Origin of the sequence: Methylomonas koyamae (assembly GCF_001644025.1) — a bacterium.
GTDB lineage: Bacteria > Pseudomonadota > Gammaproteobacteria > Methylococcales > Methylomonadaceae > Methylomonas > Methylomonas koyamae_A.
The window spans coordinates 1-20,146 of the sequence record NZ_LUUK01000007.1 but is presented as its reverse complement, the minus strand read 5'-3'; the positions used below and the strand labels follow the sequence as shown (position 1 = coordinate 20,146).

The window sequence follows — 20,146 nt, the reverse complement described above, 5'->3', positions numbered from 1 at the left end:
GCGGCAACGGCTTTCCGGCCGAATTGCTGATGATTTTTGGGATTCTGCAAGCCTATCCGGTATTGGCCTTGGTGGCCTTGCTGGGAGCCGTGCTCGGCGCGGCCTATACCCTGGACTTCATCCGTAAGGGCTTTTTCGGGCCGCTAAAAGCGCCGGAATTGGCCGGATTGCGGGATTTACGCGGCAGGGAGTTGGCGGCGTTGATCGTCCCGGCCTTGTTGGTGCTGGCGCTCGGTTTGTCGCCGCAATGGCTGCTGTCCCGCCAGGAGGCCACGCTGACGGCATGGCTGTCGCGGGTGAATCCGCCGGCGCTAAGGCTCGCGCCCGTCACGGGTTTTCAGGCGCCGGCGGCGGACCGGTCGATTTAAGCCGATTTCGCGTTTGAACAAAAAGGCGGGTGAGGGTTGATTAAGCGAAGAGCTTGGAATATAGTTTTGATTCGATATTAAATGCCGAGGGTTTTCCGCCGTGTCGGGTGACCGACTGAACAAAACCGCCGGTCGAACATCTATCTCCCACCCGACACTGATAAGGAAGAGTTTTATGCATACACCCGCGAAGTTACTGTTGGAAAACAAGGCCTGGTCGCAGGAGGTTTCTTCGAAGAACCCGGAGTTTTTCAAGAATCTGGCCAAGGAGCAAAAACCCGAATTTTTGTGGATAGGCTGCGCCGACAGCCGGGTACCGGCCGATACCATCGTCAACGCCCAGCCCGGCGAAATCTTCGTCCATCGCAATATCGCCAACCAGGTCATCACCACCGACTTCAATTGCCTGAGCGTGTTGCAATACGCGGTGGACGTGCTGAAGGTCAAGCACATCATCGTCTGCGGCCATTACGGTTGCGGCGGTGTCAAGGCGGCCTTGCAACCGCAAAGCGCCGGATTGGTCATCGCCAACAAATGGCTGATGCACATCAAGGACGTCTACCGGCTGCACCAGGAGGAACTGGATTTCACCGCGCCGGACAAAAAACTGGATCGCTTGATCGAATTGAACATCGTCGAGCAGGTTTACCGGCTCGCCCATACCTCGATTATTCAGTCGGCCTGGAAACACGGCCATAAGCCGTCGCTGCACGGCTGGGTTTACGGTTTGCACGACGGTTTGATCAGCGAATTGATCAAGCTCGACCACAACACCCAAATCAATCCGATTTACCGTTACGCCGATTGAGTCACCACCGCCCATAACGAGAGAGACGCGCATGAAATCGCAAATGGATTACTATCTTAAAAATCTCGGCCAGGACGTACCGGCCAGTATCGTGGTGTTTCTGGTTGCCCTGCCGCTATGTCTGGGGATCGCGCTGGCGTCCGGCGCGCCGCTGTTTTCCGGCGTGATTGCCGGCGTCATCGGCGGGTTGGTCGTCGCCTGGGCCAGCGGGTCGCAACTCAGCGTCTCCGGCCCGGCCGCCGGCCTGACCGTGATCGTGTTCAACGCGATCGAAGCGCTGGGGAGCTTCAACGGCTTCTTGTTCAGCCTGGTGCTGGCGGGAGGCTTGCAGATGCTGCTGGGTTTTCTGCAAGCGGGTTTGATCGGCGCGTTTTTCCCGGCGGCCGTGATTAAAGGCATGCTGGCGGCGATCGGCCTGATCCTGATTATCAAGCAAACGCCGCACGCCACCGGCTACGACGCCAGTTTCGACGGCGACGAGAGTTACATGCAGGAAACCGCCGAATCCAGTTTCTTCGAACTGTTGGAAGCCTTGGAAGGCATTTCGTTGGGTGCCACGCTGGTCAGCGGGGTGGCCTTGATCATCCTGGTGATTTGGGATGCGCCGGCAATCAGGCGGATAAACTGGCTGCGCTTGGTGCCTGGGCCGTTGTTGGCCGTGGTCTGGGGCGTGTTGTTCAATCTGTGGGCGGTCGAGAATGCGCCGGCTTGGGCGATCAGCGAGCGCCACTTGGTCGCGTTGCCGGATCTCGGCAGTTTGGCCAATTTCGTCGGCCAATTGCGTTTTCCGGATTGGAGTTCCGTCAGCAACCCCAAGGTTTACAGCGTGGCGGTCACATTGGCGATCATCGCCAGCCTGGAAACCTTGCTGAGCCTCGAGGCGGTCGACAAGCTGGACCCGCATAAACGCGTTGCGCCGACCAACCGGGAGTTGAAGGCACAAGGCTTAGGCAACTTGCTGAGCGGGCTGGTCGGCGGCTTGCCGCTTACCGCGGTCATCGTGCGCAGTTCCGCCAACATCAACGCCGGCGGCCAAACCCGGATATCCTGCTTTTTGCACGGCGTGTTGTTGTTGGTCAGCGTGTTGTTTTTCGCCGAGTATTTGAACAAAATTCCGCTGGCTTGCTTGGCGGCGATCTTACTGCAAACCGGCTTTAAGTTGGCGAAGCCGCATTTGTTCATCGAATTCTATCGGAAGGGCTGGAATCAGTTTTTACCCTTCGTCATCACTGTCGCGGCGATCTTGTTGACCGATTTGCTGCAAGGCATCGCGATCGGCATGGCGGCCGGTATATTCTTCGTGTTGCGCGCCAATTTCCACGAAGCGATTACGTTGACACAACACGGCCAGAACTATTTGTTGCGGATGCACAAGGACGTCTCGTTTTTGAATAAAGCGCTGTTGCGTCGGCACTTAAGCAGCATACCGGACGACAGCGATTTACTGATCGACGGTACCAAGGCCTTGTTCATCGATCAAGATATTCAAGAGGCGATTGCCGATTTCCTACAGGCCGCGCCGGATCGCAACGTCATGGTAGAGTTGCAGGGGTTTAACGTGGACAATGTCGCACCCGGCTCAGGGCATTGAAGGGGCGGGCGGCACGCCGATGTCTTCGTACCAGATCGTCGGCGACCGTTCGATAAACCGACGCATCAGCGCAATGCATTCAGGGTCGTTTAGTTCGACGAGTTTGACGCCGGCCTCGCGCAGCCAATCCGGGTGGCCGGCGAAGTTGGCCGATTCGCCGATCACGACGGTGCCGATGTTGAATTGGCGGATTAGGCCCGAACAATACCAACACGGCGCCAGGGTCGTAACCAGGATTTTGTCGCGGTAATCGGTCTGGCGGCCGGCCTTGCGAAAGGCGTCGGTTTCGCCGTGTAGCGACGGATCGCCGTCCTGCACTCGCCGATTGCGGCCGCTGCCGAGTAGGCGGCCGTCGGCGGCAAACAACGCGGCGCCGACCGGCACGCCGCCTTCCTCGAATCCGATTCTGGCTTCATTCATAGCAACGGCCAGTAACTTTGCGTAATTCATCGGCGGCTCCACGGCGAGTTGAAGTGACGGAGTCGGCAAGTCTAGTCGAAGAAGACCCGTTGCGCTCGCGGCTCAGTTGCGGGCAAACGCCACTTTGTGACCCGCGACCAGCGAGCTGGCTTGTAGGCCGGCCGACAGCGCCGGAATCGACACCGGCCGCTCGGAGGTTGCGATAAACACCAAATGCCATTCGGCGTGCTCGCCGTCGTGAACGATGGCAGTGGCACCGTCGGCGATTCGGTAACCCAGACCGGCGGCAAGCTCCCGAACCTGTTGCTCGCTGGGAATCTGGCCGGGACGGAATGTCAGTTGCACCGACGCGGAATGCCGGGAGGGCAGGATATTTTCGATATGCCCGCCCCAGATCATCGTCACCGAGGCGATCAGCGTCAGAACGATGGCGGCAAAATAAAAGCCGGACCCGCACAGGATGCCGATGGCCGACGAGGCCCAAATCGATGCCGCCGTGGTCAGGCCGCTGATGTTCAAGCCTTCCTTCATAATCACGCCGGCGCCCAGAAAGCCGATGCCGGTGACGATGCCTTGTATCACCCGAGTCGGATCGGCGGCCGGCGTCAGCGGTTGCAAGCCGCCGAACCAGTAATGCGGATAGCCGACGATGATGGTCAAGGCCGCCGATGCCATGCACACCAGGCCGTAGGTACGCATGCCGGCGGCGCGGCCGTGGAACGAACGCTCGTACCCGACCACCATGCCCAGCAACAGCGCGCCGACGATGTTCATCAGAATCACGACGTTGACTTCGATTTGCGGCGTGGACCAATACGAAAGCAGGATGTCGGGCGAGATCGGGTTCATTGGATTTCCGGAGTAGCGGAAGGCTGAGCGTTAAAAATTAACCGTTGACTGAGCGGAGTCGAAGCCGAGATAGCCGCGGCTTCGCCACACTCACACCAGATAGGCCAAAACCAAGCCGGTAAATACCGCCAGCCCAAACCAATTATTGTTCAAAAACGCCTTGAAGCAGTCCGGCTTGTGAAAATAAAAAATCAACTTTTGCTGATAGATCGCTAGACCGGCAGCCACCGCGAGGCCGCCGTAATATGGCCAGGCCAGATGTTGCTCGCCGCCGATCCAGACTAACAGACTCAGGATGACGATTTGTAGCGCGGCGGTGATTTCCCGGACCCGCTTGCCGAACAGAATCGCGGTGGATTTAACGCCGATTTTCAAATCGTCGTCGATATCGACCATCGCGTACATCGTGTCGTAGACCAAGGCCCACAGCAGCACCGCCAAATACAACACCCAGCCGTGCAGTGGGATGTCGTTGGTTTGCGCCGCGAACGCCATCGGTACCGCGAAGCCGAACGCCGCGCCCAGATAAGCCTGCGGCAAATGCGTGTAGCGTTTCATGAACGGATAGCTGGCCGTCAAAAACGCGCCGATGAAGGACAAGCCGATGGTGTACCAGTTCATCAGCAACACCAAGCCGAAAGCGGTCAGGCACAATACCGCGAACACGATCAGCGCTTCCTTAGGGCTAACCTTACCGGCCGCAATCGGCCGCAGCTTGGTCCGGTCGACATGCGGATCGAAATCCTTGTCGGCGTAATCGTTGATCACGCAGCCGGCGGCACGCATCAGCACCACGCCCAGCGTAAACACGACCAGCACCAATAAATCCGGCTTGCCGTCGCCGGCTATCCACAAGGCCCACAGCGTCGGCCACAGCAAAATGAAAATGCCGATGGGTTTATCGAAACGGGCCAGGAGCCAGTATTGGTGGAGGCGGTCGGTTAAGTTCATTCTGATATTTAAGTCTGCTAGGGTTTAAAACTGCAGTTAGGTACCTGAGTTTATACCGATTTGGTATACCTATTTCTCATGCCCAAGTACAAATAAAGTTCCCACTAAGTCTCGAGTGATTAAGAAAACAATCCACTGAAATCATCTGACCAAAGCGGACTTGCCCGATTCGGAAAAAAGTAAACACTGCCTCCCGAATCAATAAAACCATTCTGCTCGCGGAAAAGATTACTTCTGCTAACAAAACTGACACCAATTACAGCGTTTCGATTTGGGCTGGAAAGAAAATCGCTGACACCTAATCGCAAGGCCGTTGGTGGCTGTGATGAGTCTTTATCCTGCGATGCAATTGAGATGAGTTGCTCGGTGTCTACCCCAAATAACTCAACCCAAAACAGACTACTACGACTGCCAGATAATTGCTTTTTCGCTGAATCACCCAACGTGTCAAAAATAGCCTTTGTGAGTGTGTCGTCTTTGGCGCTTTGGACTGTAAATGCTAACGCACCACCAGCCTTTGTCCCAATGACCATTGTTTCTCGGTTACGAGTATCGGATATTTCATCAATTACTGTACGAGCCTCTTTAGGGTTTGATGTGCTCGGAAAAGAACCTAGCTGTCGAATATCAAAATCGGTTATTTTGAGGCTCGAACCATCTGACAGAGTTGTGTTTTGTCTGCAACTAATTTGTTTGCTAACTTGCTTTGCCAATTCTGTACGAGAGTTGTATGCCTTGGGAAATCTGTCAGGTACGGTTAGAACAACTGAAAGACCAGTTTGAAGTTCTTTCCTTGTTGTTTGAAGATGAGGGCACAACAACCCATAGAAATCTAATACTTCTTGCCTATGAATTTTCCGCCCTTTGTTAGTCGAAATCGATTTGCACTCCACCTCTAGGCCATTTGGCCCAAGTTCCTCAATGAAAAGATCAAATGAGCCAATCCCTGTTAACTCTGGCCAACTAATCTTCAATCCACGTTGGGCAAAGTGTGTCGCCGCACTAAGTTCCAATAGTAATGCTCGCATATCGTCCGGATTTTTCAATGCACCGTGAATTCGCCGTTTAAGCTGTTCACCAAATTGCTTGGGTGACACATCCATGATGGCTAGTACTTGAGAAGCAAAGCTTGCAGCAGGGTAGATGGCTTGGTTATTAAGTTCCCAAGATGGAACAGTGCCGAATTTTGCAGTTAGCTCACGTAAGCGTTCAAGTTGGAAGGCGATCGAATTTTCGCTTTGAATGTAATCAACAAGAAATATATTTCCCTTTATATTTTGCTTTAGTAATGCAATTCGATTTTTCCAATGGTTATCCCCTATTACCTCAGCGAATCGTTTATAAATTTCTGGGATTTCCAAAATTTGTATTTCAGTTGCAATCATCATCCAAACTCAGACGAATTGTGTCGTTTTTAGATTTTGACAAGTATTCGTTAGCGGCTTGTGTGACCAACGCAATTTCTTCATCCGCATCGACGCTACGTAGCAGTTGGCCATTTTCTAAAGCTTTTAATATCGACATTTCTTCAGCATCAAACATGGCCTAGCTACCCGTTTTATCCTTAATCGTCTGAATAATCCCCGTCGTAGAATGCCCTTCGATAAACGACAAAATCTTCACTTCGCCGCCGTTGGCCAATACGCTTTCGTGGCCGGCGATGCTGGTGATGTCGGTGTAGTCGCCGCCCTTGACCAGGATGTCCGGCAATAATTGGTCAATGACTTCTTTAGGCGTGTCTTCCTCGAACGGCACCACCCAATCCACGCAGTCCAGCGCGGCCAGCATTTCCATCCGGTGTTCCAGGCCGTTGACCGGACGCTCGGGACCTTTCAGGCGTTGCACCGAGGCGTCGCTGTTGACCAATACCACCAAACGGTCGCCGAGGGTTTTGGCTTGTTGCAGGTAGCGGACGTGGCCGGGATGGAGGATGTCGAAGCAGCCGTTGGTGGCGACGATTTTTTCGCCGTTTTGCCGCGCTGCCGACCGTTCCTCCAACAGCTCCGGTAAGCTCAAAACGCCTTTGCGATGGGCGCGCGGGCCATGCAGTGCGTCGGCGAGCTCCACGGTGTTGACGGTGGCGGTTCCTAGTTTGCCGACCACGATACCGGCCCCGATATTGGCCAGTTGCGTGGCCTCGGCCAACGGTTTTTTGGCGGCCAGGCTGGCGGCCAATACCGAGATGACGGTATCGCCGGCGCCGGTGACATCGAACACCTCGCGGGCGTGGGTGGGCAGGTGCAGCGGCGCTTCGTTCTTGCCGAGCAAGCTCATGCCGTGCTCGCCGCGGGTAACCAGCAGGGCATCCAGGCCTAGGTCGGTAATCAGATTGAGGCCGCGCTCGACGATTTGGGCTTCGTCGGCGCAGCGGCCGACCACGGCTTCGAATTCGCCGAGGTTGGGGGTAATCAACGTCGCATCCCGGTAGATCGAGAAGTCGTTGCCCTTCGGATCGACCAAGACCGGTTTTTTCAGTTGTCTGGCTAACGCGATGAATTGTTGAACCCGGTTTAGCGTACCCTTGCCGTAGTCGGACAGCACCGCGACCTGCGATTGCATCAATTCGGCGTGATAAAGATGGAGTAATGGGTCGCTGTCGACGGCATGAAAGCCGTCTTCGAAGTCCAGCCTGATCAATTGCTGATGACGGCTCATCACCCGCAGTTTGGTAATGGTCGGAGAGCCGGGCACGGTTTGAAACAGGCACAGCACGTTGGCGGCTTGCAGCAATTGCTTTAAGGCGCCGGCGGCTTCGTCCTCGCCGGTAAATCCCAGCAACGAGACTTTGGCACCCAGCGCGGCGACGTTTAACGCGACGTTGCCGGCGCCGCCGGCCCGCTGTTCGTCGAGATTAACGTGGACCACTGGCACCGGGGCTTCCGGAGAGATACGCGAAGTGGCTCCATGCCAGTAACGGTCCAGCATCAGGTCGCCGGTCACCAGGACGCGGGCGGCGGAATAATTGGGTAATTGCATGGTGATCCGTGGCTTAACGGGAAAACGAAGGGTGCTATTATAGCCGCAACCCGATCTCGGAAAGGTGCCAAGCATGAGCGTCAAGATTTACCATAACCCGCGTTGCGGCAAGTCCCGCGATACCTTGAAATTGTTGGAATCCAAAGGGATTGCGCCAGCTGTCGTCGAATATTTGAAGACGCCGCCGACGGTCGCCGAATTGCGAGATATTCTCGGCAAACTAGGCATCAAGCCGCGCGATTTGATGCGGACCAAGGAGCCGGAATATAAAGATAACGGTCTGGGCGACCCGTCGTTAAGCGACGAAGCCTTAATCGAGGCGATGGTCCGCATTCCGAAATTGATCGAGCGGCCTATCGTTTTGAAAGACGGTAAGGCTGCCATCGGTCGGCCGCCGGAAGCCGTATTGGCAATTTTGTAGCGGCGGCGCGATGGCGAATATCCTGGTTTTGTATTACAGCCGCGACGGCGGTACCGCGGCGATGGCCCGGCAGATTGCCCGCGGCATCGAGTCGGTGGCCGGCGCGGAAGCTGTGTTGCGGACAGTGCCGGAAGTTTCGGCGGTGTGCGAGAAAGTGGCCGACAGTATTCCCGATAGCGGCGCACCCTACGCGACCCAGCAAGACTTGGAGAGCTGCGATGGCTTGGCGCTGGGCAGTCCGACCCATTTCGGCAATATGGCGGCGGCGCTCAAGTATTTTTGGGACGGTACCACGGCGCTTTGGTTTACCGGTGCGTTGTCGGGGAAACCGGCCGGGGTGTTTACATCGGCAGGCAGCATGCACGGCGGTCAGGAAAGTACATTACTGTCGATGATGTTGCCGTTGATGCACCACGGCATGCTGGTCATGAGCATGCCTTGCAACGAAATCGCCCTGCGCGAAACCGTCAGCGGCGGCACGCCTTACGGGCCGAGCCGCTGCGCCGAGAGCGACAACGGTTTGACCGAGCACGAAAAGCGTTTGTGCTGGGTGTTGGGCGAGCGCTTGGCAAAGACGGCGGTGGCGGTTAAAAGCCTAAACGCTTAATTCTACTTTGTCAGATTCCGTCATACCCGCCGGGAAGCGCAGGTATCCAGTGCCATGGATGGCGAGCTTCGAATCATCCATGGCGGCTAGATTCGCTCCGCGCTCTAACGGGTCCGGTAATCCATACCGGAACGATAGCCTCCGGTAAGTGGGAGCCTGAAATCTTACAAAGTTGAATTAAAGGTTGCCGCTCGCGGATTACCGGTCGTCAGGTATACTGCCCGGCAATTTTGCGTTAACCGACTATGAAAGCCTATCTGGAACTGCTCGCCGATATCATGGATAACGGCCTCGACAAAAGTGACCGCACCGGCACCGGCACCCGCTCGGTATTCGGTCGGCAGATCCGTTACGATCTCAGCGATGGATTTCCGTTGCTGACCACCAAGAAACTGCATTTCAAATCGATCGCTTACGAATTGCTGTGGTTTTTGCGCGGGGATACCAATATCCACTACTTGCGCGAGCACGGCGTAACGATTTGGGACGAATGGGCGACCGCCGAGGGCGAGCTTGGGCCGGTTTACGGCGCCCAATGGCGGCGCTGGCCCGGACCGGATGGTCGCGAATTCGATCAAATCCAGGTGTTGGTCGATGGTTTGCGGCAAAAACCGGATTCGCGCCGGCACATTGTCAGCGGCTGGAATGTGGCGTGCTTGCCGGACGAGTCGGTCGGTCCGCGCGAGAATGCCGCCGCCGGCCGAATGGCCTTGCCGCCCTGCCATGTGCTGTATCAGTTTTATGTCGCTAACGGCCGATTGTCATGCATGATGACGCAACGTAGCGCCGATTGCTTTTTGGGCGTGCCGTACAATCAGGCCAGCGTGGCGTTATTGACCGGGATGCTGGCCCAGCAGTGCGATTTGCAGCTTGGCGAATTGATTATGTCCTTCGGCGACGTGCATATTTATCGCAATCATTTCGAACAGGTCGCGTTGCAACTTAGCCGCGAGCCGCTGCCGCCACCCCTGCTCAAGTTTAAACGCCGGCCAGCGTCAATTTTCGATTACGCGTTCGAGGACTTCGAGCTGGTCGATTACCGGGCGCACTCGCATATCGCGGGAACCGTTTCGGTTTAGTCGAGTAGCCCCGGCCGCATTAGGCCGGGGCCGTTTGGCGAGGTTTTAAACGGCGGACATTTCCGCTCTGGTTTTGCTGGGTTGACGCTTATTTGTTGCCGGCCTTGATGTGTTCGACCGCTTCCTCGGCGGCTTTGGTTGCCATATCGGTGTGGCCTAGTTTGCCGTGTTCGATGGCGCTTTCCAGCGACTTGACGCCGGCGCTTAAGTGGGTTTTGGCCTCACCCTTGGCGACTTCTTCGCCTTTTTTGGCGTGAGGTAGCGCGGCTTCGGCATGTTCGACCAAGACGGACGCGTGGCCGGCCTTACCGTGGACCACTGCTTGGTTGGCGTGTTCTAAAGCTGTCGCGGCATGCTCTTCGGCGAAGGCGCCGGTCGCGGCGAACAATAGGGTGCTGATGGCTAACGTGATTATTTTATTCATAAATCCCCCGAAAGTAGTTCCAATGCATCCGAACTGGATGCCTAGCAGTGACTCTCTAGGTTACCGAATGGTTCATATTTAAACCGATCTTCAACTGTCATGAATACTTCCAAGCGTCTGGCGATCTTTCAGCGATTGGCCGAAGCCATCCCCGAGCCCACTACCGAGTTAAACTACACGACGCCGTTCGAATTGTTGGTGGCGGTGGTGCTATCGGCTCAGGCCACCGACAAAGGCGTCAACAAGGCTACCGCGAAATTATTTCCGGTCGCGAATACGCCGCAAGCGATTCTGGCGTTAGGCGAAGTGGGGCTGAAGGAACACATCAAGACCATAGGCTTATTCAACAGCAAGGCGGCAAATGTCATAAAACTTTGTCAGACTTTGATCGAAAAGCACGGCGGCGAGGTGCCTCGCGACCGGGCGGCGCTGGAAGCCTTGGCCGGCGTTGGCCGCAAAACCGCGAACGTGATTTTGAACACTGCCTTCGGTGAACCGACGATCGCGGTGGATACCCATATCTTCCGGGTTGCTAATCGGACCGGCTTGGCGGCGGGCAGAAATGTATTGACGGTGGAGAAGCAATTGGACAAGACCGTACCCAAGCTTTTCAAGAAAGATGCCCACCATTTACTGATCTTGCATGGCCGTTATATTTGCGTGGCCAGAAAACCGCGTTGCGAGGCTTGTTGCATCGCCGACCTGTGCGAATTTAAAGACAAGAATTTAACCTGAGTATGCAATAATCAGAATGAACGAATACGGTTGTACATCGGTCGTAGCAACGGTTTCGGGTTGCCGACCAAAATTATTATAAAAATTCAACGAGAGGATAACAGCATGAAAAAATTTAACAAATCTCCGCTGGTCGCAGCGATGGGTACCGCCGTTTTGTCCAGTTTGGCCGTCAATGTCCAAGCCGATGCCAATCCCTTTTCGCTGACGGAAATGGACGGCGGTTACATGCAGTTGGCCGAAACTCATCCTAGCCATTCCAACGGCAGAATCAGCGAAGGTGCTTGCGGTTCGAATGCGATGGATAGCAACGGTCAAAAAGTCGTAAAAGGCGCCAAAAAAGCCGAATCTAAAAAAACCGAGGGCTCCTGCGGCGAGGGTATGTGTGGTGGAATGATGCAGGGCGGCAAAATGAAACCCGGCATGGAACATTCCTGCGGAGCGATGATGAAAGGCAAGGATGGCGCGTGCGGCATGATGATGGGCGGCATGAATCATGACAATGATAAGGATAAAAAGTCGTCCGAAGGCAGTTGCGGAGCGATGATGCAAGGTGGTAAAGGTGGAGACGGTTCCTGTGGAGCGATGATGAAGGGTGGCGAAGGTAGTTGCGGCGGCAAAGTGGACGCCGATAAAGCGGCCGGCCATTAATTCTTGGTATGACCGTATAGACCCTCATTATGGATTTTCAGGATTTACAGCAGCTCGTTATCGACTACGGTTATCTCGCGCTATTCATCGGTACGTATTTGGAAGGGGAAACCATTCTCGTGATAGCCGGCTTTCTGGCCCACGGTGGTTATTTGGAGTTGCAATGGGTGATGCTGACGGCTTTTCTCGGCACGTTTGCCGGGGACCAGACTTTTTTCTATCTGGGGCGCTGGAAAGGTATCGCCTTTCTGGAGAAGCGGCCGCTCTGGCACAGCAAGACCGACAAAGTGTTTGAGTTGCTGCACAAGCATCAGATACCGGTCATATTGGGTTTCCGGTTTTTATACGGCGTGCGTAACGTCACGCCGTTTGTGATCGGGGCCAGCAAGATCCATCCGTTGAAGTTCTTCGCGCTGAATTTTCTTGGCGCGGCGATTTGGGCGATAGCGGTTGGATATTTAGGTTACACCTTTGGTCAGTTTGCCGAATCCATCATGGGCCAAGTCAAAAAATACGAAATGTATATTCTGGGCGTGCTCGTGGCGATTGGATTGGTGTTGTTTTGGCGATCCACGCACAAGCCGGAAGAATAAGGTATGGACAGCGTTCGCAATCTCGTGCATGGCGCCGGCCTGGGATTGCGGCGCGGCTTTATTGGTGAAATCCTGAATGCACCGCCGACCAATGTCGGTTTTTATGAGGTCGCGCCGGAAAACTGGATGCCGATCGGCGGCAAATATGGCAAGCAATTTCGAGCGCTGACCGAGCGCTACCCTTTTGTTTGTCACGGTTTATCGCTGTCGATCGGTAGCAGCGATCCCTTGGACGAGCAATTTGTTCGCGATTTGAAAGGGTTTTTGCGTCTGCACGGCATCAAATTTTACAGCGAGCATCTGAGTTATTGTAGCGATGGCGGGCACTTATACGATTTGATGCCGATACCGTTCACCGAAGCTGCGGTCAGGCATGTCGCGGGGCGGATTCGCCGGGTTCAGGATATTCTGGAGCAGCGCATCGCCATCGAAAATATTTCCTACTACGCCGCGCCGGGCCAGGAAATGGCCGAGATCGACTTCTTTAACGCCGTGGTCGCCGAGGCCGATTGCGACGTGTTGATCGACATCAACAATATCTACGTCAACAGCGTTAACCACGGCTACGATCCCGAGGCATTCTTGCGGGCGATGCCGGCGGAACGGATTGCGTATGCTCACATCGCCGGGCACTACGTCGAAGCCGAGGATTTTCTAGTCGATACGCACGGCGCCCCCGTGGTAGACCCGGTTTGGGGATTGCTGAATAAGGCCTATGACTGGTTCGGCGTATTTCCGACCCTGCTAGAACGCGATTTCAATCTGCCGCCGTTGACCGAATTGTTGGGGGAAGTTGATACGATCAGCCAAATCCAACAGCATTGGTTGATGGATAGCCGTAAGCAGGTTGCCTGATGGTGGTCGACTTTTCGACCACACAACGCGAGTTTGCCGGCTATATTCGCGCGCCACTAGCCAACCGGCCGCCGGCTGACGTCGATTCGGGCAGGATGGCGATGTACCGCGAATTGTTCTTCAACAATATTGACAGCTTCTTAGCAAGCAACTTCCCGGTTTTGAAAACCGTGCTGACCGACCAGCAATGGCGGGAGATGGCCGAGGATTTTTATGCCCGTCACCCGTGCCGAACGCCATACTTTTCGCAAATCGCCGAAGAGTTTCTCGATTATCTGCAAAACCAACGGGATAACCCGGCGGATTACCCTTTCCTACTGGAGTTAGCTCATTACGAATGGGTGGAAATGGCGTTGTCGATCGCCCAAGAGCAAGCCACGATTGGGGATGCCGACTTTATAACCGATTCGCTGAATCGCGTCGTCCGGCTGTCGCCGCTGGCTTGGCCCTTGCTTTACCAATTTCCAGTACAAGCTATTTCTCCGGCGTTTCTACCGGAAATGCCGGGCGATCAGCCGACATGTTTGATTGTTTACCGCGATATCGATGACGACGTGCATTTTCTGAAAACCACGCCGTTAACAATTCGAGCCTTGCAAATCTTGGACGAATGCGGCGCAATGCCGGGGCGAGCCTGCCTGGATAAACTCGGTGAAGAGTTCCCGCAGCTCGATCGCACCTCGGTTTTGGAGTTTGGCGCGAGGATGTTGACCGAACTCGCCGAGAAAGGCATCGTTATTCCAGGCGCCGGCTGAAGCGGTGAACCCAAACCAAGCCGTCCTCGTTCCATTGCATGCCGGCATGCATGCTTAAAATCACTGTCTTGTAGCTTGCTAAATCCGGATAGCCTTCGGCGTCAGCGTCGGCATCGGTCATGTCTCCGAGGCGTTGGCGATCCACGCCGATAATCTCGAACTCGATCCCTTCCAAAAAAAATCTCTCTCCGGGATAGGCATATAGGCCGTCTCGGCGTTGCTGGGTTTTATGTCCGGCCAGTGCGGAGGCAATCAATTTTGGGTGACGGATCAGTTTATCGATCGAACAGGTTTTTTCTGGCAAAGCATTCATAACGTAAGGTTTGTTGGATTAAGGTGTAAGGATTCTAGTTAATCTGGTTATTGTTTCACAGCTATAAAAAATAGCGGGGTCTTGTCGCGCAATATTTCAAATATCCCCATTTCGCCACAAAATTACTGTTGGCAATGCGATAGCCATGACAAATTATTCTTTCCGTCATGGTTGTCAAGGTAATTGCTGTCTATACTTTTTTCAGGGTTGTCGCCGCAACCGTAGGTGAGATGCGGTATCAACGGGTCCGTCGAAATAGTGGAGGTCCGGCAAGTGCCTATCTATCTGATTGCAGTCTTAGTGGCGGTGGTACTTATTGGTGGTGTAATGATTGGCGTTAGGATTGGCTATCGGCGTTTATTGCGGGAACAGCGCAACCTGCCCCCCCCCGCTCCGGTATTGCCATTGACCGAGGTTGAGAAGTACGCCAACGGGATCGAACGTTTTGCTACCGAAGTTACGCCGATTTGGTCGGCGCATATCGAATCTTCCCGCCAACAAATGGAGCAGGCCGTTTCAGAGTTGACGATGCGCTTCGGCGGCATCATTCGGAACCTGGATGTCGCACTCAGCGCGTCATCGGCGACCTTGCAGAGTGGCGACCAAGATATATTCGGTTCCAGTAACGCGCGTTTGCAGCAAGTCGTTCAAGCGCTTGATGCCGCGCTACAAGAAAATGTCGTGGTATTGGAAAGAATTCGCTCCCTCAGCGGTTTCGTCGGTGAATTGAAGAATATGGCCAAGGAAGTGGCCAGAATTGCGGAACAGACCAACTTAATTGCATTGAACGCGGCAATAGAAGCCGCGCGAGCCGGAGAAGCGGGGCGTGGGTTTGCGGTGGTGGCTGACGAAGTCCGCAAGTTGTCCAATCAGTCCGGCGAGACCGGTAAATTAATCGGCGCCAAGGTCGATCAGGTCAGTACCGCGATTCACGGGACCTTGAGCGCGGTCGAAAAAAGTACCGAAAAAGAAGCGGCTGTTGTCGCGGCCTCCAGCGAAAACATCAGGACCGTATTAGCTGGTTTGCAGCAAGCGTTTGAAAATTTGCAGAATAACGCGGTCAATCTGAATCAGTCCGCGCAGATGATCAAGCAGGAAATCAATGGCTCGATTGTGCAGTTTCAGTTTCAAGACAGAATTGGCCAGGTGTTAGTCCATGTGCGCGATAGCATCAACGATTTTCCGCGTCAGGTTCAATTGAGTCATGCCGGCGGCACCTTGTCGTTGAAGCCGCTGGTGGCCGACGAAATCTTGCATGCGCTGACGAGCAGCTACACTATGGAGTCGGAGCACGTGCATCACGGCGCCGGCTCCCCGGTTAACGAACACCACGCTTCCGAAATCACTTTCTTCTAAGGTAACGACATATGGCAAAAACTATTTTAATCGTTGATGACTCGGCTTCCGTTCGACAAGTAGTCGCAATCGCTTTGAAAGGCGCTGGATATGACGTCATTGAGGCCGTGGACGGCAAGGATGGCTTGAGCAAGTTGAACGGCCAAAAGATTCACTTGATCATTTCCGACGTCAACATGCCGAATATGGACGGCATTACGTTCGTAAAGGAACTCAAGCAATTAGCGGCTTACAAGTTTACACCGGTGATCATGCTGACCACCGAGTCGCAAGAATCCAAGAAGCAGGAAGGCCAGGCCGCCGGTGCGAAAGCTTGGGTTGTTAAACCGTTTCAACCGGCGCAAATGTTGGCGGCTGTTTCCAAATTGATATTGCCCTGATCCGAATGCTGGCTTTGAGCTCGGCGACCGATCGGTTAGAACGGAGGTAACTCGCAATGCAAACGCTCACTATAGACGATGAATTGACCATCTTTACGGCCGCCGAGCAAAAGCGGAATTTGCTCAATTTTCTAAGTACCGGCGATGACTTGGAAATTAACCTTTCGCAAGTCGCGGAAATGGATACGGCGGGCCTGCAATTATTGATCTTGTCCAAGCGGGAGGCTGGTCTGGCCGGGAAACAGTTAAGGTTCGTCATGCACAGCAAAGCGGTGCTGGATATTTTGGAATTGGCGAATCTGACGACCGCATTCGGCGACCAGGTCGTCCTGGCACAAAACTAAGAGGTGGGACAGATGAGTATCGACGACGAAATGAAGCAAGCCTTGGTGACGTTCACCATCGAAAGTTTGGAATTGTTGCAGGACATGGAAGATTGCCTGCTGACGATCGAGAACGGTGAAGATCAGTCCGAACGCATCAACGCGATATTTCGGGCCGCGCACACGATAAAAGGCTCGTCCGGCTTGTTTGGTTTGGACCACATTGTACGTTTCACTCACGTGGTCGAGAGTGTGTTGGATGCCTTGCGGGACGGCGTTTTGGAGGTTACACCGGAGTTGGTCGCCATCTTGTTGCCGTGTTGCGATCAGATTGCGCTGTTGATTCGAGCAGTTGCCGATGGCAATACCGACGAAGACCCCGATTTGACGGTAGCTGGCGACGAATTACTGGCCAAACTGCGCCCGTTTCTGGAGCAGCCGGATTTCGCCAAAGAGGTGGTCGCCGCCGGCCCTGATCGTGTGGAGACCATCGGAGGCGGAGGCGTTATGGAAAGCGGCAACTGGCATATTTCCTTGCGCTTCGGTTCGGATAGCCTGCGGAACGGCATGGATCCGTTGTCTTTCATTCGCTATTTGTCCACCTTGGGAACCCTGGTCAATCTAACCACGATCAGCGAAGCGATTCCTCCGGCGGAGCAGATGGACCCCGAGACCAATTATTTGGGGTTCGAAATCGACATTAAGAGCGAAGCCGGCAAGGAGGCGTTGGAGAATGTATTCGAGTTCGTGCGCGAGGATAGCTTGATTCACATTTTGCCACTGGAAAGCGCGATAGGTGAATACATCGAGTTGATCCGCGCATTGCCGGAAGACGATACCTATTTGGGCGAACTTCTGGTCAAAAGTGGCGTATTAACGCGCCGGGAGCTTGAGGAAGGTTTAAGTCAACAGCAGGCTACTACGGAACCGACCAAATCCGCTCAGCCTATCGGTGAAATTTTAGTCGAGCAACAATCCGTCCAGCAGCCCTTGGTGAATGCCGCGCTGGAAAAACAAAAGCAGATTAAAGACAACAAGGCCAGAGAAAACCAGAGTATTCGTGTCGATGCGGAGCGCTTGGACAAGCTGATCGATTTAATCGGTGAGTTGGTGATATCCAGCGCGGGTGTGAACCTGCGCGCGTCTCAGACCGCACAGACCGCATTGCTGGAAGCGACCGGGGAAATGATGCGTTTGGTCGAAGAAGTCAGGGACAGTGCCTTGCAACTGCGAATGGTGCCGATAGGCACCACTTTCAGTCGTTTTCAGCGCGTGGTTCGCGATGTCAGCAAGGAGCTGGGAAAGGACATTGCGCTGGCGATTTCCGGTGGCGAGACCGAAGTGGACAAATCGGTGGTCGAAAAAATCGGCGATCCGTTAATGCATTTGGTCCGCAATGCGATGGATCACGGTATCGAATCAGCCGAAGTCCGTCGGGAGAATGGCAAGTCGGCCCAAGGCACCCTGCGGCTCAATGCCTATCACGAGTCGGGCGTGATTGTCATAGAAGTGCAGGACGACGGTGGTGGTTTGAATCGGGAGCGGATTCTGGCCAAGGCCATCGAAAAAGGTTTAATTCAGCCGGATGCCAAACTGACTGATCAGGAGGTTTATGCATTGATTTTCGAACCGGGATTTTCCACGGCTCAGCAAATCTCCAATCTATCCGGACGTGGAGTCGGAATGGATGTGGTCAAGCGGAATGTTACCGATTTACGCGGATCGATAGAGGTTGATAGCGCGCAGAACGTCGGCACCACCGTGCGCATCCGTTTGCCGCTGACGTTGGCGATTATCGACGGGTTCTTGGTTGGCGTCGGCAAGGCATCCTTTGTGATTCCGCTTGACCGGGTCGTAGAGTGCGTCGAACTCAGCCATGACGATGACGAGCACGACTATATGGATTTGCGAGGTGAAGTCCTGCCTTTCATCCGTTTGAAGAAATTATTTGGCGTTCCTGGCGAATCGGCGCGGCGTGCCAACGTGGTGGTGGTCGAGGTGGCCGGTGCGAAGACTGGGCTGGTTGTCGATCGATTATTGGGCGAATTTCAAACAGTTATTAAACCACTGGGTAAATTGTTCGGCCACGTTCAAGGTTTGGGCGGTTCCACAATACTCGGTAGCGGCGAGGTGGCATTGATACTGGATATCCCGGTATTGGTGGGTGCCTTCGAGCAGTATATGGTGCGCGGGTTTGCGGCGTAACAGTTAATGCAGGGATGAATGTTGGTTGGGTCGGTTTTAAGGATGCTTGCGTCAAAGCATCGCTTGTTCTATTACCCAAGTTTGCGAATATTTATCCTGCGGACAGCAAAAACGAAAGTTTCCGTGGGCATGGGGTTGAAAAGATGACGATTAAACAACGAATGCTGCTTCTGGTTTTAGCGGCGGTTTTGGGTTTGGGGGGGCTAGCTGGATTTAATTATGTTCAGATCGGCCGTGTCTATACCGCAGCCAATTTCAACACGGAGAATACTTTGCCGAGCGTGCTTATTCTGAACGACATTAGTTTTGAACTGGCAAAAATGCGCACTAACGTTTGGCAACACTTGCTGCAAAGCGAGCCGGCGGCAATGGATGAACTGGAGCGAGGTTTTGCCGAGAGCGACAACAAAATCGATAAATTAATAAAAGATTACGAACCGCTGGTGGCCGACGACGAAGATAAAAAACTTCTTGATGCAGATAAAGCCGGGTTGGCCGAATACGGAGTATTTTGGAACAGGGTGCGCGAGTTATCGCGTGCCGGCCAAAAATCGGAGGCTAAGAATCTGATTCTTGACAATCAAGCCTTAATGAACCGGACCGTAAATAATTTTAGGCGCCACGGCGAATACAACGCCAATTTGGGTAAAAATTCCTCCGCATCCGCGGAAGCGATACGTGGAAGTGCAGCGCTCCTCTCCAGCCTGATCGCTTTGTTGGGGATAACGATCATCGGTGCGATCGGAGGGCTGATTACCCGTAATCTGATGCGTCAAATGGGCGGAGAACCGGATTTTGTCGCGGCATTAGCTGCGAAAGTGGCCGTCGGCGACTTTTCGTCTCGAATCGAGTTGCAAGACGGCGATCACGTCAGTGTGATGGCCGCTATGAAGCGAATGAGCGACAACGTCAAAGCGCTGCTGGCCGAAATGGAGCGAATGAGCAGCGAGCATGAAAAAGGCGATATCGACGTGGTGGTCGATATCACGAAATTCCAGGGTGATTACAAAGCGATGGCTCAAGGCGTCAACGATATGGTTAACGGCCATATCGCGGTCAAAAAGAAAGCGATGGCAGTCTTTACAAAGTTCGGGCAGGGAGATTTCGACGCCAGTATGGAGAAATTGCCTGGTAAAAAAGCGTTTATCAATGACACGATCGAATTGGTGCGTGGTAACTTGAAAGCGGTCATTCAAGATGCGGACCATTTGGTAAGTGCGGCTGTGGAAGGGCGATTGGCAACTCGCGCAGATGCCAGCAAGCATCAGGGCGATTTCCGGAGATTGGTGGAAGGGGTCAATGCGACATTGGATGCGGTGATTGGGCCGTTGAACGTGGCGGCGGATTATGTGGACAACATATCCCGAGGCAACATTCCGGCTAAGATTACCGACAGTTACAACGGCGACTTCAATACGATTAAAAACAACCTGAACAACTGTATCGACGCAATCGGCAATATGGTTGCCGAAGCGGCGAGCTTGGA

Annotated in this window: 23 protein-coding genes and 1 pseudogene; 16 read left to right on the top strand and 8 right to left on the bottom strand. The window is 54.1% G+C overall.

All coding sequences use genetic code 11. The annotated features are described in order from the left end of the window. The 3 genes and pseudogenes from A1355_RS25500 to A1355_RS00790 all read left to right on the top strand — a co-directional run. Nucleotides 1-368 (top strand): annotated as a pseudogene (locus A1355_RS25500) (NADH-quinone oxidoreductase subunit M); the annotation flags it as partial. A 175-nt stretch (nucleotides 369-543) separates the two neighbouring features. Next, nucleotides 544-1,176, top strand: coding sequence for a carbonate dehydratase (gene can / locus A1355_RS00795; protein WP_064024003.1), 633 nt, complete (start codon nucleotides 544-546; stop codon nucleotides 1,174-1,176). A 31-nt stretch (nucleotides 1,177-1,207) separates the two neighbouring features. After that, entirely contained in the window at nucleotides 1,208-2,767 is a 1,560-nt protein-coding gene (locus A1355_RS00790) for a SulP family inorganic anion transporter (RefSeq protein WP_064024001.1), read from the top strand. On the opposite strand, the gene A1355_RS00785 is transcribed toward A1355_RS00790, so the two are convergent. The 6 genes from A1355_RS00785 to hldE form a co-directional block, all read right to left on the bottom strand. Continuing rightward, a complete protein-coding gene (locus tag A1355_RS00785) occupies nucleotides 2,756-3,217 on the bottom strand; it encodes a nucleoside deaminase (protein WP_064023998.1) in 462 nt (153 codons plus the stop codon). The genes A1355_RS00790 and A1355_RS00785 overlap by 12 nt on opposite strands. A gap of 72 nt (nucleotides 3,218-3,289) precedes the next feature. After that, nucleotides 3,290-4,036: an MgtC/SapB family protein gene (locus A1355_RS00780; protein ID WP_064023997.1), complete on the bottom strand. Its 747-nt coding sequence runs from the start codon at nucleotides 4,034-4,036 to the stop codon at nucleotides 3,290-3,292. Between the two features lie 90 nt (nucleotides 4,037-4,126). Then, nucleotides 4,127-4,987, bottom strand: a complete 861-nt coding sequence (gene ubiA / locus A1355_RS00775) for a 4-hydroxybenzoate octaprenyltransferase (RefSeq protein ID WP_064023996.1) — start codon at nucleotides 4,985-4,987, stop codon at nucleotides 4,127-4,129. A 119-nt stretch (nucleotides 4,988-5,106) separates the two neighbouring features. Beyond that, nucleotides 5,107-6,375, bottom strand: coding sequence for a hypothetical protein (locus A1355_RS00770; RefSeq protein ID WP_157197684.1), 1,269 nt, complete (start codon nucleotides 6,373-6,375; stop codon nucleotides 5,107-5,109). After that, nucleotides 6,359-6,529 carry a hypothetical protein gene (locus tag A1355_RS24890; protein WP_157197683.1) on the bottom strand — a complete coding sequence of 57 codons (171 nt, stop codon included), beginning with the start codon at nucleotides 6,527-6,529 and terminating at the stop codon, nucleotides 6,359-6,361. The genes A1355_RS00770 and A1355_RS24890 overlap by 17 nt, the downstream gene beginning before the upstream one ends. Before the next feature lie 3 nt (nucleotides 6,530-6,532). After that, a complete protein-coding gene (gene hldE / locus A1355_RS00765; protein WP_064023994.1) occupies nucleotides 6,533-7,963 on the bottom strand; it encodes a bifunctional D-glycero-beta-D-manno-heptose-7-phosphate kinase/D-glycero-beta-D-manno-heptose 1-phosphate adenylyltransferase HldE in 1,431 nt (476 codons plus the stop codon). Between the two features lie 73 nt (nucleotides 7,964-8,036). Between hldE and arsC the strand changes: the two genes are divergently transcribed. The 3 genes from arsC (at nucleotide 8,037) to A1355_RS00750 (ending at nucleotide 10,070) form a co-directional block, all read left to right on the top strand. After that, nucleotides 8,037-8,384 carry an arsenate reductase (glutaredoxin) gene (gene arsC / locus A1355_RS00760; RefSeq protein ID WP_064023993.1) on the top strand — a complete coding sequence of 116 codons (348 nt, stop codon included), beginning with the start codon at nucleotides 8,037-8,039 and terminating at the stop codon, nucleotides 8,382-8,384. Between the two features lie 10 nt (nucleotides 8,385-8,394). Beyond that, nucleotides 8,395-8,991: an NAD(P)H:quinone oxidoreductase gene (gene wrbA / locus A1355_RS00755; RefSeq protein WP_064023992.1), complete on the top strand. Its 597-nt coding sequence runs from the start codon at nucleotides 8,395-8,397 to the stop codon at nucleotides 8,989-8,991. Between the two features lie 245 nt (nucleotides 8,992-9,236). Beyond that, nucleotides 9,237-10,070 (top strand): thymidylate synthase, encoded by an 834-nt coding sequence (locus A1355_RS00750; protein WP_064023991.1) that lies wholly within the window; start codon nucleotides 9,237-9,239, stop codon nucleotides 10,068-10,070. An 88-nt stretch (nucleotides 10,071-10,158) separates the two neighbouring features. Here the strand turns inward: A1355_RS00750 and smbP are convergent, their stop codons facing one another. Continuing rightward, entirely contained in the window at nucleotides 10,159-10,494 is a 336-nt protein-coding gene (smbP, locus tag A1355_RS00745) for a small metal-binding protein SmbP (protein WP_064023990.1), read from the bottom strand. 99 nt (nucleotides 10,495-10,593) lie between these two features. Between smbP and nth the strand changes: the two genes are divergently transcribed. The 5 genes from nth to A1355_RS00720 all read left to right on the top strand — a co-directional run bounded on the left by nth (nucleotide 10,594) and on the right by A1355_RS00720 (nucleotide 14,083). Next, nucleotides 10,594-11,229: an endonuclease III gene (gene nth / locus A1355_RS00740; protein WP_064023989.1), complete on the top strand. Its 636-nt coding sequence runs from the start codon at nucleotides 10,594-10,596 to the stop codon at nucleotides 11,227-11,229. Between the two features lie 105 nt (nucleotides 11,230-11,334). Beyond that, nucleotides 11,335-11,880, top strand: coding sequence for a hypothetical protein (locus A1355_RS00735; RefSeq protein ID WP_064024007.1), 546 nt, complete (start codon nucleotides 11,335-11,337; stop codon nucleotides 11,878-11,880). A 29-nt stretch (nucleotides 11,881-11,909) separates the two neighbouring features. After that, nucleotides 11,910-12,473 (top strand): DedA family protein, encoded by a 564-nt coding sequence (locus A1355_RS00730; RefSeq protein WP_064023988.1) that lies wholly within the window; start codon nucleotides 11,910-11,912, stop codon nucleotides 12,471-12,473. Between the two features lie 3 nt (nucleotides 12,474-12,476). Next, entirely contained in the window at nucleotides 12,477-13,328 is an 852-nt protein-coding gene (locus A1355_RS00725; protein WP_064023987.1) for a DUF692 domain-containing protein, read from the top strand. Continuing rightward, nucleotides 13,328-14,083: a DNA-binding domain-containing protein gene (locus A1355_RS00720; RefSeq protein WP_064023986.1), complete on the top strand. Its 756-nt coding sequence runs from the start codon at nucleotides 13,328-13,330 to the stop codon at nucleotides 14,081-14,083. Before A1355_RS00725 ends, A1355_RS00720 begins: the two co-directional genes overlap by 1 nt. Here A1355_RS00720 and A1355_RS00715 read toward each other — a convergent pair. After that, nucleotides 14,064-14,396, bottom strand: coding sequence for an ASCH domain-containing protein (locus A1355_RS00715; protein ID WP_064023985.1), 333 nt, complete (start codon nucleotides 14,394-14,396; stop codon nucleotides 14,064-14,066). The genes A1355_RS00720 and A1355_RS00715 overlap by 20 nt on opposite strands. A 327-nt stretch (nucleotides 14,397-14,723) precedes the next feature. Between A1355_RS00715 and A1355_RS00710 the strand changes: the two genes are divergently transcribed. The 5 genes from A1355_RS00710 to A1355_RS00690 all read left to right on the top strand — a co-directional run. Beyond that, entirely contained in the window at nucleotides 14,724-15,752 is a 1,029-nt protein-coding gene (locus A1355_RS00710) for a methyl-accepting chemotaxis protein (RefSeq protein WP_064023984.1), read from the top strand. Nucleotides 15,753-15,763: 11 nt separating this feature from the next. Continuing rightward, entirely contained in the window at nucleotides 15,764-16,132 is a 369-nt protein-coding gene (locus tag A1355_RS00705) for a response regulator (protein WP_064023983.1), read from the top strand. Between the two features lie 56 nt (nucleotides 16,133-16,188). Beyond that, on the top strand, nucleotides 16,189-16,476 hold the full coding sequence (locus tag A1355_RS00700) for an STAS domain-containing protein (RefSeq protein ID WP_064023982.1): 288 nt from the start codon (nucleotides 16,189-16,191) through the stop codon (nucleotides 16,474-16,476). A gap of 12 nt (nucleotides 16,477-16,488) precedes the next feature. Further along, nucleotides 16,489-18,660, top strand: a complete 2,172-nt coding sequence (locus A1355_RS00695) for a chemotaxis protein CheA (RefSeq protein ID WP_064024005.1) — start codon at nucleotides 16,489-16,491, stop codon at nucleotides 18,658-18,660. 14 nt (nucleotides 18,661-18,674) lie between these two features. Continuing rightward, nucleotides 18,675-20,146 (top strand): MCP four helix bundle domain-containing protein (locus tag A1355_RS00690; protein WP_197471668.1); only part of this gene is annotated, 1,472 nt, incomplete at its 3' end.